This window comes from Allobosea sp. AAP35 (genome assembly GCF_001295925.1).
Classification (GTDB): Bacteria; Pseudomonadota; Alphaproteobacteria; order Rhizobiales; family Beijerinckiaceae; genus Allobosea.
The window spans coordinates 1-17,834 of sequence record NZ_LJHQ01000029.1 but is presented as its reverse complement, the minus strand read 5'-3'; the positions used below and the strand labels follow the sequence as shown (position 1 = coordinate 17,834).

Below are 17,834 nucleotides of genomic sequence, written 5' to 3'. Positions count from 1 at the left end.
TTTCGAAGACCCGGCCTCACGCTCCTGTCCGGCCGGAACAGGCGCCAGGGAGATGACGCTTTTGGCACAGGCTGACTCGACGACACCGAGACCGGAACGGAGCACGCGGCGCGAGATGGCGCCGGCCCGCGTGGAAAGCCTGATGCGCGACGGGTTGCCCGTGACCGAGGTCCTGTTGTCCTTCGACGACAACCGGCTGGCGAGCCTCGTCTTCGGCCATTACGACCAGAACCTGGCGCATCTGGAGCGAAGGCTCGGCGTCGTGATCAGCCCGAACGGCAACCACGCAACGATCAAGGGGCCGCGCGAAACCGCTGAGCAGGCCGGGCGCGTGCTGAAGACGCTCTATACCCGCGCCAAGGCCGGCGCCTCGGTCACGCTGGGCGAAGTCGATGGCGCGATCGAGGAAAGCAATGTCCAGCGCTCGCTTTTCCCAACGGCCGATGCGGGCAAGGCCTCGTTCGACGCGGTCGTGACGCGCAAGCGCGGCCCGGTCAAGGCACGCAACGCGGCGCAGGATGCCTATCTGCGCCAGCTCAAGCGCAACGAACTCGTGCTCGCGGAAGGCCCGGCCGGCACAGGCAAGACCTGGCTGGCAGTCGGACATGCCGTCTCGCTGATCGAGCAGGGCGTGGTCGAGCGCATGGTGCTGTCGCGGCCGGCGGTGGAGGCCGGCGAGCGGCTGGGCTTTTTGCCCGGCGACATGCGCGAAAAGGTCGATCCCTATCTTCGGCCGATCTACGATGCGCTCAACGACTTCATGGAGGCGCGCCATGTCGAGCGCGCGCTCCAGACCGGCATGATCGAGATCGCGCCGCTCGCCTTCATGCGCGGCCGGACGCTGACCAATGCCGTCGTCCTGCTCGACGAGGCGCAGAATGCGACCTCGGTGCAGATGAAGATGTTCCTCACCCGCCTCGGCGAGGGCTCGCGCATGATCATCACCGGCGACCCGACGCAGATCGATCTGCCGCCGGGCCAGCGCTCGGGGCTGATCGAGGCGGTGAGGCTCTTGTCGGGCGTCGAGGGCGTCGGCTATGCCAAGTTCGAAGAGGGCGACGTCGTGCGGCACGACCTCGTGCGCCGGATCGTCATGGCCTATGAGGGTGCGGCCCGGCGCGAACGCGAGGAACGTGAAGAGCGAATGCGTATGCCCATGCCCGATGCGCCGATCGAGAGCGACACCGAGGGCCTGAAGCGCACCCTGTCGCGGGAGCGCCCGCGATGACCGACCGACCTCCCGCGCGGCGTCACGCGCCGCGCCCCGAGAGACCTCCGGCCTTGGAGATCGCGCTCAGAGCCCAGTCGCGCCAGTGGCGGGCGCTGGGTGATCTTGCGAGCCTGCGCCTGCATGCGTCCCGGGCGACACAAGCCGCGCTGGCCGTTTCGCCTGTGCAACCGATTGACGGGGCGGAAGTCAGCCTGCTGCTGACCGACGACAAGCGTATCCGCATCGTCAACCGCGATTGGCGCGGGCTCGACAAGGCGACCAATGTGCTCTCCTTCCCCGCCGTGCCGGCAAAGCAGATCGCCCGAAGCCCGGTCCTCGGCGATATCGTCATCGCCTATGAGACCGTGGCGCGCGAAGCCCAGGACGAAAACAAGAGCCTGGGCGACCATTTCAGCCATCTCGTCATCCACGGCCTGCTGCATCTGCTCGGCGAGGACCATGAAACCGAAGCCGAGGCACAGCGCATGGAGAGCCTCGAGATCGCGGCGCTGGCCCGGCTCGGCATTGCCGACCCTTATGCCGATGGCGAACTGATCGCGCCCCCGCAGGCCACCGCCCGAATTACCCCTCCAGCCCCATCCCCGGACCGACTTCCACGATCATGAGCGACGACAGTCGACAGACACAAACCGAGGCCGGACGCGGCCTCACCCATTGGCTCAGCCAGTTTCTCGACAGGCTCGGCCTGCGCGGCGGCGGCACGATCCGCGAGGACATCACCGAGGCTCTGGCGCAAGGCAGCGGGCAACTCGCCGATCTCAGCGCGCAGGAACGCGCGATGTTGTCCAACGTGCTCAGCCTGCGAGAGCGGCGCGTCGGCGACGTCATGATCCCGCGCGCCGATATCATCGCCGTCCCGGCCGATGCGACGCTCGACGAATTGTTGGCGCTGTTTCGGACCGCGGGCCATTCGCGCCTGCCGATCTTCGACGACTCGCTCGACGACCCGCGCGGCATGGTCCATATCCGCGACTTCCTCGAATTCATCGCCGGCCAGGCGAGGGCCGAACCCAGCACCGGCCTGTCGGAGCCGGCATTCCATGACCTCGCCGCCGTCGATCTCAAAATGACGCTGGCCGAGACCAAGATCCTGCGCCCCGTGCTGTATGTGCCGCCCTCGATGCCGGCGGTCGATCTCCTGGTGCGGATGCAGGCGACGAGAACCCATATCGCGCTGGTGATCGACGAGTATGGCGGCACGGACGGGCTGGTGACGATCGAGGATCTGATCGAGATCGTCGTCGGCGACATCGAGGACGAGCATGATCTCGAGGAAGCGCCGACGATCGCGCCCGCCGGCGAAGGTCGCTTCACGGCCGATGCGAGGGCCACGCTCGATGAGTTGCGGGAGGCGACAGGGATCGACCTCTCGCAAACCCCGATCGCCGAAGAGGTCGATACGCTGGGTGGCCTGATCGTCACGCTCGCCGGCCATGTGCCCGCGCAGGGCGAAATCATCGAGGGTCCCGAGGGACTGATCTTCGAGATCATCGAGGCCGACCAGCGGCGCGTGAAGCGTCTGAGCATCCAGCAACGCCTATCCGAGAACGGCCTCGCGCCGGAGCCGGGCTGATGAGCATCTCCCGGCTGGCCGACGGCGTCATCCTCGCCTGGGGCTGGCGCAGGCGGCTGATCGCGCTTGGCGCGGGAGCCAGCGGTGCGCTTGCCCTGCCGCCGCTCGACCTTTGGCCGCTGATCGTCTTTCCAATGACGATCGCCGTCTGGCTGATCGATGGCGCGCTAGGCACGAGCGCCGCCGCGCGCTTCCGGGCCGCCGCGGCCGTCGGCTGGTGGTGGGGTTTCGGCTTCTTCCTCGCCGGGCTGTGGTGGCTGGGGGCGGCCTTCCTGGTCGAGGCCGACAAATTCGCCTGGGCCATGCCGCTGGGCGTCATTGCGCTGCCGGCCTTCCTCGCCTTTTTTCCGGCGCTGGCCTTCGGCTGCGCCCGGCTCGTCTGGCCTGCCGGCGCCGGGCGCATCCTGATGCTGGCGATCATGCTGGCGCTCAGCGAATGGCTGCGCGGCCATGTCCTGACCGGCTTCCCCTGGAACGTCTATGGCATGATGCTCGCGGGGCAGCCGCAGATCGCGCAGATCGCTTCGGTGATCGGTCTTTATGGACTGACCCTGCTGGCCATCGCGATCGGCGCCGCGCCCGCGACGCTCGGCACATCCGAAAGCCGCGCCGGACGTTGGCGCGCGCCGGTGGTGGCGCTGATCGTCACGGCCGGCCTGATCGGCTTCGGGCTCTGGCGCGTGCCGGTTGGACCCACGCCGCTGGTGGCCGGCGTGCAGCTGCGCTTGATGCAGCCGAACCTGCCGCAGGATGCCAAGTTCAGCGCGCGCAATGGCGAGGCGATCCTGAACCAATATCTGGCGCTGAGCGACCGGGCGACGAGCCCGACGACGCCGGGCGTCCAGGCCGTGACCCATCTGATCTGGCCCGAATCAGCCTTCCCCTTCCTGCTCGGACGCACGCCGCAAGCGCTGTCGCGGATTGCGACCCTGTTGCCGCCCAACGCCACGCTGATCACGGGAGCGGCGCGCGCGGGCGAGGTTCTTCCCGGCGAGAGCCGGCCGCCGATCTTCAACGCCATCCAGGTCGTCGACGACGAGGGGACGATCGTCTCGAGCTATGACAAGGTGCATCTGGTGCCGTTCGGCGAGTATCTGCCGCCGGTCCTCGAGACGCTGATCCGCAGCCTCGGTCTGTCGGAATTTGTGTCGGTTCCGGGCGGTTTCGCCGCGGGCACGCGCCGGGTGCCGCTTTCGATCCGCGGTCTTCCGCCCGCGGCGGCCTTGATCTGCTATGAGGTGATCTTTCCCAGCGAGGTTGCCCCGCCGGGACCGCGCGCGGGGTTCATGCTCAATTTGACCAATGACGGCTGGTTTGGCCAAACCAGCGGGCCCTACCAGCATTTCGCCCAGGCGCGGCTGCGCGCGGTTGAGGAGGGGCTGCCCCTGGTTCGCGTCGCCAACACCGGCATCTCGGGTGTGGTTGATGGTTATGGCCGGGTCATTGCGAGCCTGCCGCTGGGAACGGAAGGCGTGCTCGACGTCGGACTGCCCCTAGCCGGCCCGGTCACGCTCTATGCCGGGCTGGGCGATGCGATCTTTGCCGCACTGCTTGCAGGGTTCTTGCTTCTCAGCCGACTGCTGCCGCGCCACTAATCCCATTTGGAACTTGTTCCGCGAGCGGCTACTGTGAAAGGCGCGCCATCTTAATCCAATTGACTATGCCGCCTCGGGCGATAATGCATCCGAGGCGGCATGATGAGCCAAGGCTGTCGTCCATGTTGAAGAAAGTTCCCAATCCGATCGACCGCCATGTCGGCAGCCGCGTCCGCATGCGCCGGATGCTCGCCGGTGTCAGCCAGGAGAAGCTCGGCGACGCACTCGGACTGACGTTCCAGCAGGTCCAGAAATACGAAAAGGGCTCCAACCGCATCAGCGCGAGCCGGCTTCAGCAGATCGCCAAGATGCTCGACGTGCCGGTCTCGTTCTTCTTCGACGGCGCGCCGACCGGCGACATGCCAAGCGGCGGCTTCTCCGATACGGCCGCCAACGCCTATGTCTCCGACTTCATGTCGAGCAGCGAAGGCGTGCAGCTGACCAAGGCTTTCGTGCGCATCAAGAGCATCAAGGTCCGGCGCCGCATCATCGACCTCGTCGAGGCGCTGGCTGATGAAGACACGCCAGACACGTGATTTCGCGGCTAGCTCGTTCGCCCTAACGAACGAAGGACCCGACAAACGGATTGGCGTGCTTGACGGCGAACGCGTCCGCTGCAAAGAGGATGGCCGTTTTCGTCGATCGGCCCCCCATGGACAGCCGGTCATCCGTCTCATGCTTGCGCAAGGGCTGCCCGACCGTGTCACGCCAGAATTACCTGTTCACCAGCGAATCCGTCGGCGAAGGCCATCCTGACAAGATCTGCGACCGGATTTCGGACGAGGTCGTGGACCTGTTCTTCAAGGAAGCCGCCAAATCTGGCATGGACGCCGCGCAGGTGCGTGTCGCCTGCGAGACGCTGGCGACGACCAACCGCGTCGTGATCGCAGGCGAGGTTCGCACCTCGCTCGACGAGAAGGCGATGAAGAGCAAGGTCAAGTCGGCCGCGCGCAAGGCTATCCGCGCGATCGGCTACGAGCAGGCCGGCTTCCACTGGAAGACCTGCAAGATCGACGTGCTGCTGCACGCCCAGTCGGCTGACATCGCCCAGGGCGTCGACGCCTCGGGCAACAAGGATGAAGGCGCCGGCGACCAGGGCATCATGTTCGGCTATGCCTGCCGCGAGACCCCCGAGCTGATGCCGGCGCCGATCTACTACGCCCACAAGATCCTCGAAGTGCTGGCCAAGGCCCGCCACGCCAAGGAAGGCGGCGCCGCCAAGCTCGGCCCCGACGCCAAGAGCCAGGTCACGGTCAAGTACGAGAACGGCAAGCCCGTCGGCGTGACCCAGATCGTGCTCTCGACCCAGCATACCGACGAGAGCCTGACCTCGGCCGACGTGCGCAAGATCGTCGAGCCCTATATCCGCGCGACCCTGCCCGAGGGCTGGATCACCAAGGAGACCGTCTGGCACGTCAACCCGACCGGAAAGTTCGTGATCGGTGGCCCTGATGGCGACGCCGGCCTGACCGGCCGCAAGATCATCGTCGACACCTATGGTGGCGCGGCTCCCCATGGCGGCGGCGCGTTCTCCGGCAAGGACCCGACCAAGGTCGACCGGTCCGCAGCCTATGCGGCGCGCTATCTCGCCAAGAACGTCGTCGCGGCCAAGCTCGCCGAGCGCTGCACGATCCAGCTCTCCTACGCCATCGGCGTCGCCAAGCCGTTGTCGATCTATGTCGATCTCCACGGCACCGGCAAGGTCGATGAGGCCAAGCTCGAGACGGTTCTGGGCGAGGTCATGGACCTGACGCCGCGCGGCATCCGCACGCATCTGCAGCTCAACAAGCCGATCTACGCCAAGTCGGCGGCCTATGGGCATTTCGGCCGCAAGGCCGGCCGCGACGGCAGCTTCTCCTGGGAGAAGACCGATCTGGTCGACGCGCTGAAGAAGGCCGTCGCCTGAGCATCGCCATTGCATGGTTTGAGGAGGCCGGGGCGGATCGCTCCGGCCTTTTTCTTTGGGCAGGCTGGTCTACAACCGCGCCGTCATTCCGGGCGCAGCGAAGCGGAGACCCGGAATCCATTGTAGAGCGCGACAGTGCCTTACGATGGATTCCGGGTCTCCGTTTTGCGGCTTGTCCGGAATGACGCGCGTTTTCCGAAATGGTCAGATCGAGCACGATCCGCATGACACACGACTACGATCCCGACCGCGCCTTCTTCGGCCGGCGCAAGGGCAAGGCCCTGCGCGACGGCCAGAGCACGATGATCGACACCGTGCTGCCCAGGCTGCGGCTGCCCGAGGCGGACATCCCCGACCTCGCGGCCCTGTTCCCGCAGCCGGTGGACGCCGTGCGGCTGGAGATCGGATTCGGCGGCGGCGAGCATCTGCTGCATCGCATGCGCGAGAGCCCGCAGATCGGCTTCATCGGGGTCGAGCCCTTCATCAACGGCATGGCGAAGTTCCTCGCCGTGATCGAACGCGAGGGCCTGACCAATATCCGGATCTGGGATGGCGATGCGGCGCTGATGCTGCCGCGCCTGCCAGAAGGGTCGCTCGACGCGATCGACCTGCTCTATCCCGATCCCTGGCCGAAGCGGCGCCAGCGCAAGCGCCGGTTCGTCTCGGAGCGGACATTGGCGCTTTTCGCCCGCGCCCTGCGGCATGGCGGCCGCTTCCGCTTCGCCAGCGATATCGACGACTATATCGGCTGGACCCTGGCCCGGCTGTTGGCATCGCCCGATTTCGACTGGACTGACGGATGCGCCGATGACTGGCGCGAGCCCTATCCGGGCTGGATCCGAACCCGCTACGAGGCCAAGGCCGTCGCCGCGGGACGGGTTCCAAGCTATCTCACGGCTGTGCGTCGCGCATCCTGAGGAAGCCAAGCACGCGCTGGGCGGTCGGCTGGGCGAGGTTGCGGAAATGCTGGCGTGCGCGCTCGATTGCCGGCTCCGATTTGCCGAAATCCTTGCGCAGGCCGATCAGCGCAGCCGCGGTCTCCCACGACCAACCCAGGCCACGGGCCACCACCAGCACCGCATCGCGATCCGCACCCAGCACGATCTGCTCCGTGGCTGGCAGCCCGAGCTGGGCCAGCACCGCGACGGCGCAGATGGCGTGTTCGCTCGTGCCGGCCGAGGCGAAGCGCGCGACCGCGGCCTCGTCGAGCTCACCGGCGTCGTTGAGCCGGTTGATCTCGACCAGGGCCTCGTTGACGGTGCCGAGATTGCCTTCGATCTGTGTCTCGGCCGCGACCGCCAGCGCACCGCGCTCGACAGCGCGATCGACCGCCCCAGCGAGGCCTGGCTCCAGACTTGCCGTGAGGCGGCGGCGGGCGGAGTTTTTCGCGGCGGCCATGAGCTGGTCTGCCAGTTCGGCTGGAATGTCGCGCCTTCCACTCAGCGCCGATTGCAGCGCATCGTCCTGGGACGCCCGCATCACGAGAACGCCCATGCCATGCTGGGAGAAACGCGCCGTGTGGTTGGCTGCGATCGCATGGGTTACGACCCGGCCACCGCGCAGGATCAGGAAGTCGGTGACCGGCTCGCCGAGATCCGAACGCTCGGTGATGGCGAGCATGTGATCGCGTCCCTTCGCCGCCGCGATCGCGACGAGGTCCTGGCCGGTCAGGCGCGCCGAGGCGATCAGGACAGGCCTGGCCACGGCGATGTCGTCGAGCGCGAGCTGGCGCACGAGGCCGGCGGGCGCGTTGGGAACCGGAGCCAGGCGCTCGGAAAGCTCGATGCGGGCCCTGACTTCGATCGCCCGGGCCAGCCGGCCGATCACGACATCGAAAATGCCGACCTGGTCATCGTCCATGACGGCGGCCGTGCTCAGGAAAAGGTCGGTGAGGCGTGACAGGATCTGCGTGCGGTCACTGCTGGACCCGCGCTCCATCGTCGTCTCGAGATCGCGCAACAGCGTACTGACAGAACTCATACCCAATCCCCAAACAACGCGCAGCACGTCATCATGACGCATAAGGATGACCAGCCGGTTAGCGTTCTCGCGAAAGACCCGGGGCTGTCCTTGGCCGCGCTGAGCTTGCATGCGCCGCCGATGCGGACTAAATAGCAGACAACAGCTCTGGTTTCGGTATCAGCCGATGATCAAGAGCGGGCCGGAAGGCCCGCTCTTTTTTGTTGGCCGCAACCTGCCGGGGCCCAGCATGACGCCGATACGCGGCTGCCCCGAGCGGGATGTCCAGGGCGGCGCCATGCGCCAATCCTTCAAGGGCCGGATCCGATCCGGCCGACAGGCGGACAATCGGGCATGAACGAGCCGACACCGATCGATCACGACAACGACCCGCGCATCGTCGTGGAGAGCGGCGTCGCGGCGCGCGTGGCGGCGATCATCGAGCCCGCGATCGTCGATCTCGGCTACCGACTGGTGCGGGTGCGCGTCAGCGGCCAGAACGGCTGCACCGTTCAGATCATGGCCGAAAAGCCCGACGGCACGATGAATGTCGAAGGTTGCGAGGCCGTTAGCCAGGCCGTCTCGCCGGCGCTCGACGTCGACGATCCGATCCAGGTCGCCTATCATCTCGAGGTCTCCTCGCCGGGCATCGATCGCCCCCTGGTGCGGGCGGGCGATTTCGAGCGCTGGGCCGGGCATCTCGCCAAGATCGATACCGACACCGTCGTCCTCGGACGCAAGCGTTTCCGCGGCATCCTGCGTGGCGTCGAGGGCGGCAACGCCCTGCTCTCGCGCGACGATGCGAAATCCGATGAGGAGCGCGACGTCGCGATCCCGATGGCACTGATCGGCGATGCCCGGCTGGTGCTGACGGACGCGCTCGTCACCGAATCGCTGCGCCGTGGCAAGGCCGGGCTCCCGCCCGAAATGCCCACAGCCGAAGAGATCGCCGCCCCGCCCAAGGGCCGCAAGAAATCGCTCGGCCCGCGCCCCGACAAGGCGCCGGCGTCGAAGAACAAGAGCGGACCTGCTCCGCAAGACACAAACCCGGAAGAGGAGTGAGCGTCATGGTCGTCAGCGCCAACAGGCTCGAATTGCTGCAGATCGCCGATGCGGTCGCCCGCGAGAAATCCATCGACCGGCAGATCGTCGTCGATGCGATGCAGGACGCGATCGCCAAGGCCGCCCGCTCGCGCTACGGCGCCGAGACGGATGTCCATGCCGAGATCAACACCAAGACCGGCGAGCTGCGGCTGGCCCGCCATCTCCAGGTCGTCGAACTGGTCGAGAACGGCGCCACCGAGATTACGGTCGACGAGGCCAAGCGCCACAACCCGGCCGCCCAGGTCGGCGACGTCATCGCCGATCCGCTGCCGCCCTTCGATTTCGGCCGCATCGCCGCGCAGTCGGCCAAGCAGGTCATCGTGCAGAAGGTGCGCGAGGCCGAACGCGACCGCCAGTATGACGAGTACAAGGATCGCATCGGCGAGATCGTCAACGGCGCGGTCAAGCGCGTCGAATACGGCAATGTCTTCGTCGATCTCGGCCGTGGCGAGGCAATCATCCGCCGCGACGAGATGATCCCGCGCGAAACCTTCAAGGTCGGCGACCGGGCCCGCGCCTATGTCTATGATGTGCGCCGCGAGCCGCGCGGCCCGCAGATCTTCCTGTCGCGCACGCATCCGCAGTTCATGGCCAAGCTCTTCGGCCAGGAAGTGCCCGAGATCTATGACGGCATCGTCGAGGTGAAGGCGGTCGCCCGCGACCCCGGCTCGCGCGCCAAGATCGCCGTGATCTCCCGCGATTCCTCGATCGACCCGGTCGGCGCCTGCGTCGGCATGCGCGGCTCGCGCGTGCAGGCCGTGGTCGGCGAGCTGCAGGGCGAGAAGATCGACATCATTCCCTGGTCGCCCGATATCGCGACCTTCGTCGTCAATGCGCTGCAACCGGCGGAAGTCGCCAAGGTCGTGCTCGACGAAGAGGCCGACAAGATCGAGGTCGTGGTGCCTGACGAGCAGCTTTCGCTCGCCATCGGCCGCCGCGGTCAGAACGTTCGCCTGGCCTCGCAGCTCACCGGCTGGGACATCGACATCCTGACGGAGGCCGAGGAATCGGAGCGCCGCCAGAAGGAGTTCCTGAACCGCACCGAGATCTTCATGAACGCGCTGAACGTCGACGAGACGGTCGGCCAGCTGCTCGCCTCGGAAGGTTTCCGCACGGTCGAGGAGGTCGCCTATGTCGATCCCTCCGAGCTCGCCTCGATCGAGGGCTTCGACGAGGACACGGGTGCCGAGATCCAATCGCGCGCGCAGGAATATCTTGCCACCGTCGAGGCCGAGTTCGACGAGAAGCGCCGCGCGCTCGGCGTCGAGGACGGCCTGCGCGAGGTCGCCGGCATCACCACCGCGATGATGGTGGCGCTGGGCGAAAACGAGGTGAAGAGCGTCGATGATCTCGCCGGCTGCGCCACCGACGATCTCGTCGGCTGGACCGAGCGCAAGGATGGCGAGACCACCCGCCATTCCGGCTATCTCGACGGCTTCGACCTGTCGCGGCAGGATGCGGAGGCGATCGTGATGGCGGCCCGCGTTCAGGCCGGCTGGATCGAGGCTCCGGTCGAGGAGCCCGAAATCGAGGCCGAGGTCGAGGCTGCGGATGCTCCCGCCGCCGACGAGACGGCAGAAGCCTGAGCCGAGCGCTGGCGATGAAAGCGGCCGCGGGGCGCGGCGCGCGCGAAACGCGCCAGGACCGCAAAGACGGGCCGGAGCGGAGCTGCGTCGTCACACGGGTGGTCAAGGCCCCTGACGACCTGATCCGCTTCGTCGTCGGGCCCGACGACATGCTCGTTCCCGATCTGCGGCGCAAATTGCCCGGACGCGGCGTCTGGGCGAGCCTGAGCGCCGCCACCGTGGCGGAAGCCGTCAAGCGACGGGCCTTCGAGCGTTCGCTCAAGACCAAGGTCGTCGTCCCGCCCGATTTGGTTGCGATGATCGACGCGTTGATGGTGAGGGACACGCTCCAGGCGCTGGCCATGTCGAACAAGGCGGGGCTGGTCCAGGCCGGTTTCGCCAAGGTTGAGGCGGTGATCGGTTCCGGCCGTTGCGCGGCGGTGATCGAGGCCAGCGACGGTGCCGAGGACGGACGCCGCAAGATCGGACAGGCCCTGCGCCGGGCCGAATTGGCCCGCGAAGACGCCGGTTTGAAGCCCCGTAAAGTGCCGGTCGTGGCAATTTTCGCGGGCGAAGATTTGGAATTGGCGTTGGGGCGCTCACATGTGATACATGCGGCGCTTGCTCCGGGACCGGCGGCCGAGGGTTTCCTCTCCCGCTGGCGTCGGCTCGTCCGCTACCGGACGGGTGATGCCGGTGCAAGCCATCCGGAGGAGCCGATCCATCCCGGCTCCGTAGACGACGATTCCGTAGACCACCGAACGACCGAACCGGCTGGACCGAAAGCGGCAGGACCGAGCACAGAATGAGTGATACCAAGACCCCGGGCGACAAGACTTTGACCGTCGGCCCCCCGAAGACCCTGACGATCAAGCGTCCTGTCGAACAGAGCACTGTCCGGCAGAGCTTCTCGCATGGGCGCTCCAAGCAGGTCGTCGTCGAGGTCAAGCGGCGCGTCGCCGGCTCCGAGGTCAAGGAGCAGGCTCCCGTCCGTGCGCCGCAGCCGCAGGTCCAGCAATCGGCTCCGCGCACGGTGCCGCCCGCGCCGACGCCGCCGTCGCGCCCTTCGTCCGGCATGCTGCTGCGGACCCTGTCCGAGGACGAGAAGGATGCGCGTCAGCGCGCCCTGTCGGATTCGCGCGGCCGTGAGGCGGAAGCCCGTCGTATAGCTGAGGAAGAAGCCCGGGCGCGCGCGCTCGCCGCCGAGCGCGAAAAGCAGGAGCGAGAATCCGCTCTCGCCCGCCAGCGCGAGGAGGAGGAGCGTCGCCGCCAGGAGGAAGACCGCAAGCGTCGCGCCGAAAGCGCCGCACGCCAGCGCATGGATGAGCCGCAGGCTCCCCGTCCGCCGCAGCCCCCGCGTGAATTTACCCCCGCTGCGCCTTCGCAGACCGACGGCGGCACTGCCCCGATCCCGGCTGCGGCTGCCCAGGCGCCCCGCCCCGCCCCGTCCGGTCCGCGTCCCGATTTCGCGCCCCGGACCCCGATGCGCGACATCGGCGCCCGGCCGCCGCGGCTCGACTCGCGTCCGCCGCGCCTCGAGACCCCGCGTCCGCCGCGTCCGGTCGATACGACCGCTCCCGCCGAGCCCGCTGTCATCCGGCCGACGCGCCAGGCTCCCTCCAGCGCCACCCCGCGCAGCCGCCCCGACGACGGCGAGGCCCGTCCCGCCTTCCGCCGCCCCGGCGGCTTTGCCGGCGGTCCGCCGCGCGGAGCCCCCGTGCCCGCGCCCAAGACTCCCAAGGTCGGCGAAAAGGTTCGCGGCCGCCTGACGCTGTCGACCGCCACCGGCGGTGATGACGAGCGCACGCGTTCGGTCGCGGCCTTCCGTCGTCGCGTCCAGCGCATGACCGGGCACCGCGCCTCGGATGTCGCCAAGGAGCGCGTGATGCGCGAGGTGATCGTCCCCGAGACGATCACCATCCAGGAACTCGCCAACCGCATGACGGAGCGGGGCGTCGACGTCATCCGCCTGCTGATGAAGCAGGGCGCGATGCACAAGATCACGGACGTGATCGACGCCGACACCGCCCAACTCGTGGCCGAGGAAATGGGCCACACGGTCAAGCGTGTCGCCGATTCCGACGTCGAGGGCGGGCTGTTCGACACGCTTGATACCGACGAATCCCAGGTCACACGGCCGGCCGTCGTCACCATCATGGGCCATGTCGACCACGGCAAGACCTCGCTGCTCGACGCGATCCGCCAGACCCATGTCGTCACCGGCGAGGCCGGCGGCATCACCCAGCATATCGGCGCCTATCAGGTGATGACGCCGTCGGGTGCCAAGGTCACCTTCATCGACACACCCGGCCACGCCGCGTTTACAGCGATGCGCGCCCGCGGCGCCAAGGTGACGGACGTGGTCGTTCTGGTCGTGGCGGCCGATGACGGCGTCATGCCGCAGACGATCGAGGCGATCAATCACGCCAAGGCGGCCGGCGTGCCGCTGATCGTGGCGATCAACAAGATCGACAAGACCGACGCCTCGCCTGAACGGGTTCGCGCCGAGCTGCTGCAATACGAGATCCAGGTCGAGACGCTCGGCGGCGAGACGCTCGAAATCGAGGTTTCGGCCAAGACCGGCAAGAATCTCGACAAGCTGCTCGAGGCGATCGCCCTGCAGGCCGAACTGCTCGACCTCAAGGCCAATCCGGACCGTCCGGCCGAGGGCACCGTGATCGAAGCCAAGCTCGATCGCGGCCGCGGCCCGGTCGCGACGGTTCTCGTCCAGCGCGGCACGCTGCGCACCGGCGACATCGTCGTGGCGGGTTCCGAATGGGGCCGCGTGCGCGCCCTGATCGGCGATACCGGCGCCCATATCAAGGAGGCTCCGCCTTCGCTTCCGGTCGAGGTTCTCGGCTTCAACGGCACGCCTGAGGCCGGCGACCGCGTCGCGGTGGTCGAATCCGAGGCCCGTGCCCGCGAGATCACCGATTACCGCGAGCGCCAGAAGCGTGACCGCATCGCGGCACGCGGCGGCGGATCGACGGCGGGACGCTCGCTCGCCGACATGATGCGCGACCTGAAGGAAGGCGCCGGCCGCAAGGAATTCCCGCTCGTCATCAAGGGCGACGTGCAGGGTTCGGTCGAGGCCATCGTCGGGACGCTCGAGAAGGTCGGCAATGACGAGGTGCGCGCCCGCGTGCTGCAGTCGGGCGTCGGCGGCATCACCGAATCCGACATCACGCTGGCCCAGGCTTCGGGCGCGGCGGTGATCGGCTTCAACGTGCGAGCGCATAAGGAAGCGCGCGAGGCGGCCGAACGGGCCGGCGTCGAAATCCGCTACTACAACATCATCTACAACCTCGTGGACGATGTGAAGGCGGCGATGTCGGGTCTGCTGGCCCCGACCTTGCGCGAAACCATGCTCGGCAACGCGCAGATCCTCGAGATCTTCGCGGTCTCGAAGGTCGGCAAGATCGCCGGCTGCCGCGTCACCGACGGCACGATCGAGCGTGGCGCCAATGTCCGCCTGATCCGCGACAATGTCGTGGTCCATGAGGGCAAGCTCGCCCAGCTCAAGCGCTTCAAGGACGACGCCAAGGAAGTCGTGGCGGGCCAGGAGTGCGGTATGTCCTTCGAGAACTACCAGGACATGCGCGCCGGCGACGTCATCGAGTGCTACCGCGTCGAGGAGATCAAGCGCACGCTGTAAGGCGTCCGCTTCGACCCAGGCTGATCATGGCCGGGCTTGCCCGGCCATGATGCTTTTTTCGACCGTCATCCGGTCCGATCCCGGAGAACGAGAACCATGGCAAAACCCGCAAAACCCTCCGGTCCCAACCAGCGCCAGCTGCGCATCGGCGAGCTCATCCGCCATGCACTGGCCGATCTCCTCGCGCGCGGCGATATCCATGACGAGGTGCTGGCCAAGCATGTCATCACCGTCCCTGAGGTGCGCCTCTCGACCGATCTCAAGCTCGCGACCTGCTATGTGATGCCGCTCGGCGGCGGCGATGTCGCGCCCGTGCTGAAAGCGCTGAACACGCACAAGAAATACATCCGCGGCGAGATCGCCCATCGCGTGAACCTGAAATTCGCGCCCGATATCCGCTTCCTGCAGGATGAGAGCTTCGCCGAGGCCGAGCGCGTCGATGCGATCCTCTACTCCGACAAGGTGCGGCAGGACATCCTGAAGCAGCCGCTGCGGATCGACCAGCACGAGCCGTCTGTCGATGGCCAGGATCAGGCCGCCAAGCTGCCGGATTCCAAGGGATTCGACGATGAGTGACGTCGCAGCTCCGCAGGAGACCGCCATCCCCGATCAGGAGGAAGGCCGCAGCTTCGCACCTCGGCCCAAGAAGCGCGACGTGCATGGCTGGATCGTGCTCGACAAGCCGATCGGCATGACCTCGACCCATGCGGTTGCCGTGGTCAAGCGCGCCTTTTCCGCCAAGAAGGCCGGCCATGCCGGTACGCTCGACCCTCTCGCCTCAGGTCTGTTGCCGATCGCGCTCGGCGAAGCGACCAAGACCGTCCCCTTCGTGATGGACGGCCGCAAGGCCTACCAATTCACCGTGTCATGGGGCAGCCAGACCAATACCGACGACACCGAGGGCAAGGTGATCGCGACCTCGGAGGCGCGTCCCGACGAGGCCGCCATCGCGGCTCTGCTGCCGCGATTCACCGGCACGATCAGCCAGGTGCCGCCGCAATTCTCGGCCATCAAGATCGCCGGCGAGCGTGCCTATGATCTCGCCCGCGAGGGCGAGGAGGTCGTGCTGGAGGCGCGGCCGGTCGAGATCGATGCGCTGCGCATCGTCTCGCATGATGGCGCCACCACCACCTTCGAGGCCGAATGCGGCAAGGGCACCTATGTCCGGGCGATCGCGCGCGATCTCGGCCTGGCGCTCGGCTGCCTGGGCCATGTCGCCCATCTGCGGCGCACGCGCGTCGGACCGTTCAGCATCGCCGAGTCGGCCAGTGTCGAGACACTGCGGGAGGGTCTCGACAGTGCTACGGGAGCGCTGCTGCCGGTCAAGGCCGCGCTCGCCCTGATCCCGGAGTTGGTCGTCCATCGCGATGCGGCGATGCGGCTGAAGCGCGGCCAAAGCGTGCTGCTGCGCGGGCGCGACGCCCCTGTCGAAGGCCAGGCCGTCTATGCCACCTCAGGCGAGGTTCTGATCGCGACCGGCATCATCGAACAGGGCGAATTCGTGCCCCATAGGGTCTTCAACCTCTGATCCATGGCGCGATAGGCGCTTTTTCGAAAGGTCGCATTAACGCCCGGTTGGTTATGGCTTCCTGCAGAAGCTCCTGCATCATTCTGCCTTCCGCACCGTCGCGGCTGCGCCGGGTGCGGGATCGAGCGGCGGGGGCCCACCATCATGCGCGTTACGCATTTTCTGATCTGCACCATCGCCGCCGGCGGGGCTGCGATCCTGGCCAGCGGCTTTGTCGCCTATCAGCAGATGCAGAGCCTTTCGACGGCGCGTGAGACCCGCGGCCTCGTCCTCGCATCCGAGGCCGTCAGCCGCGTCATCGAGCGGGCCGCGATCGAGCGAGGGGCGAACACGCAGGTGATCCTTGCCGCCGATCCGGACGGCAAGATCGCGGCCGCAGCCACCGCAGCCGCCCGCGAGACGGATGTCCGCGTGAGACAGATGCAGGAGAGCTTCGCCGATACCGTCTTCGCGCGACGCCCGGACCTTGCCGCACCTGTCGCGCAGATCGGGCAGCGTCTGGTCGAAGCCCGCACGCTCGCCCTGGCGGAAGGAGCCAAACCCCTGCCGCAGCGCGATCCCAAGGCAGCGCAGGTCTTTAGCGGCACCGTGCTCGAGCTGCTCAATCAGCAATCGGCGCTGCAGCGGCATCTGGGTTCGCGCATCGGCGAACTCAATCCCGAGGTCAGCAACACCGTCTCGCTCGGCGAATTCGCCACGACGCTGCGCGAGGCCGCAGGCAGCCGCTCGGTCCATTTCACCCAATATGTCGGCAGCGGCGTAAAACTGACGCCGACCGCGGTGTCCCAGGTCGATCGCCTCAGCGGGCGGATCGACCAGCTTTGGGTGCTGGTCGATCAGGCGCTTGCCCGCATGGAGGCGACGCCGCAACTCGAGACTGCGCTGGCCACCGTCAAGACCGGTTTTCGTGACGAAGAAGCGAAGACCTACGGGGCGATGTATGTCGCGGCCCGCGACGGCCAGCCGGCCGGCATGAGCCTCGCCGATTGGCGCGCCTGGACCCAGAAATCGCTCGCGACGATCCTGCAAATGCGCGATGCCGCCTTCGAACAGGCCCGCAACCAGATCGACACAGGTCTGACATGGGCCGGTTGGCAGCTCGCCTTGTCGCTCGTCGCCATTCTCGTCGTCACCGGCGTCGTGATCGTCATCGTGATGCTGTTCCATCGCGGCGTGGTCAAACCGCTTGGCCAGCTCGCCCACTCCGTCGATCTGATGCTGTCGGGCGCGGAGGATGCGAAGATCCCAGCCAAGGTCGGCATGGTCGAGATCGATGCGATCAGCCATGCGCTCGGCGATTTCCAGACCAATATCCAGCGCATCCGGGTGCTCGAGCAGCAAGAGCAGGCTGCCGCGGCCGCCCGCCTGGCCCGGGCGCAGTCGATGGAGGCGGTCGTCTCGGATGTCGGCGAGGTCGTCGCTGCCGCTGCGGCCGGCGATTTCTCGGCACGTCTCCAGATCGACCAGGCCGACGAGCAGATGCAGAAGCTCGTCGCCGGCATCAACGAGATCAACGCGGTCGTCGATTCGGCGACGAGCGAGTTCGCCAAGGCGCTGTCGGCAGTGGCCGGCGGGGATCTCACCGTGCGGGTCGATGCCGCCTATCGCGGCAAGTTCGCCGAGCTCAAGGGCGCGATCAACGACACAGTCGATCGTCTCTCCTCGACCGTTCGCACCATCCAGGTGACCTCCGCCGACGTCGGCCTGGCGGCCCGCGA

The 17,834-nt window shown here is 67.3% G+C and carries 15 protein-coding genes; 14 read left to right on the top strand and 1 reads right to left on the bottom strand.

All coding sequences use genetic code 11. The features are described 5' to 3' along the window. Positions 1-115: 115 nt before the first annotated feature. The 7 genes from IP69_RS11365 (at position 116) to IP69_RS11335 (ending at position 7,222) form a co-directional block, all read left to right on the top strand. Positions 116-1,228 carry a PhoH family protein gene (locus IP69_RS11365; RefSeq protein WP_082359235.1) on the top strand — a complete coding sequence of 371 codons (1,113 nt, stop codon included), beginning with the start codon at positions 116-118 and terminating at the stop codon, positions 1,226-1,228. Beyond that, positions 1,225-1,836 carry an rRNA maturation RNase YbeY gene (gene ybeY, locus IP69_RS11360; RefSeq protein WP_082359234.1) on the top strand — a complete coding sequence of 204 codons (612 nt, stop codon included), beginning with the start codon at positions 1,225-1,227 and terminating at the stop codon, positions 1,834-1,836. The genes IP69_RS11365 and ybeY overlap by 4 nt, the downstream gene beginning before the upstream one ends. Further along, positions 1,833-2,804, top strand: coding sequence for a hemolysin family protein (locus IP69_RS11355; protein WP_082359233.1), 972 nt, complete (start codon positions 1,833-1,835; stop codon positions 2,802-2,804). Before ybeY ends, IP69_RS11355 begins: the two co-directional genes overlap by 4 nt. After that, positions 2,804-4,399, top strand: coding sequence for an apolipoprotein N-acyltransferase (gene lnt / locus IP69_RS11350; protein WP_054142939.1), 1,596 nt, complete (start codon positions 2,804-2,806; stop codon positions 4,397-4,399). Before IP69_RS11355 ends, lnt begins: the two co-directional genes overlap by 1 nt. A 122-nt stretch (positions 4,400-4,521) precedes the next feature. Further along, complete coding sequence (locus IP69_RS11345; protein WP_054142938.1) at positions 4,522-4,935, top strand: helix-turn-helix transcriptional regulator; 414 nt, start codon at positions 4,522-4,524, stop codon at positions 4,933-4,935. Between the two features lie 164 nt (positions 4,936-5,099). After that, a complete protein-coding gene (gene metK / locus IP69_RS11340; RefSeq protein WP_054142953.1) occupies positions 5,100-6,305 on the top strand; it encodes a methionine adenosyltransferase in 1,206 nt (401 codons plus the stop codon). 224 nt (positions 6,306-6,529) lie between these two features. Further along, positions 6,530-7,222 carry a tRNA (guanine(46)-N(7))-methyltransferase TrmB gene (locus tag IP69_RS11335; protein ID WP_054142952.1) on the top strand — a complete coding sequence of 231 codons (693 nt, stop codon included), beginning with the start codon at positions 6,530-6,532 and terminating at the stop codon, positions 7,220-7,222. Here IP69_RS11335 and IP69_RS11330 read toward each other — a convergent pair. After that, positions 7,197-8,285, bottom strand: coding sequence for a DUF2336 domain-containing protein (locus IP69_RS11330; protein WP_054142937.1), 1,089 nt, complete (start codon positions 8,283-8,285; stop codon positions 7,197-7,199). The genes IP69_RS11335 and IP69_RS11330 overlap by 26 nt on opposite strands. Positions 8,286-8,618: 333 nt before the next feature. On the opposite strand from IP69_RS11330, the gene rimP reads away from it, so the two are divergent. From rimP to IP69_RS11295, 7 genes are all read left to right on the top strand, one after another. Then, entirely contained in the window at positions 8,619-9,326 is a 708-nt protein-coding gene (gene rimP, locus IP69_RS11325) for a ribosome maturation factor RimP (RefSeq protein WP_054142936.1), read from the top strand. Between the two features lie 5 nt (positions 9,327-9,331). Continuing rightward, a complete protein-coding gene (gene nusA / locus IP69_RS11320; RefSeq protein WP_054142935.1) occupies positions 9,332-10,954 on the top strand; it encodes a transcription termination factor NusA in 1,623 nt (540 codons plus the stop codon). Positions 10,955-10,968: 14 nt separating this feature from the next. After that, a complete protein-coding gene (locus IP69_RS11315) occupies positions 10,969-11,742 on the top strand; it encodes an RNA-binding protein (protein WP_082359231.1) in 774 nt (257 codons plus the stop codon). Next, on the top strand, positions 11,739-14,588 hold the full coding sequence (gene infB / locus IP69_RS11310) for a translation initiation factor IF-2 (protein WP_054142934.1): 2,850 nt from the start codon (positions 11,739-11,741) through the stop codon (positions 14,586-14,588). The genes IP69_RS11315 and infB overlap by 4 nt, the downstream gene beginning before the upstream one ends. 96 nt (positions 14,589-14,684) lie before the next feature. After that, the gene (gene rbfA / locus IP69_RS11305; RefSeq protein WP_054142933.1) at positions 14,685-15,164 is read left to right on the top strand and encodes a 30S ribosome-binding factor RbfA; all 480 of its coding nucleotides are present in this window, start codon (positions 14,685-14,687) and stop codon (positions 15,162-15,164) included. After that, positions 15,157-16,116: a tRNA pseudouridine(55) synthase TruB gene (truB, locus tag IP69_RS11300; RefSeq protein WP_054142932.1), complete on the top strand. Its 960-nt coding sequence runs from the start codon at positions 15,157-15,159 to the stop codon at positions 16,114-16,116. Before rbfA ends, truB begins: the two co-directional genes overlap by 8 nt. Before the next feature lie 144 nt (positions 16,117-16,260). Continuing rightward, on the top strand, positions 16,261-17,834 hold a 1,574-nt coding region (locus IP69_RS11295; protein WP_054142931.1), incomplete at its 3' end, for a HAMP domain-containing protein.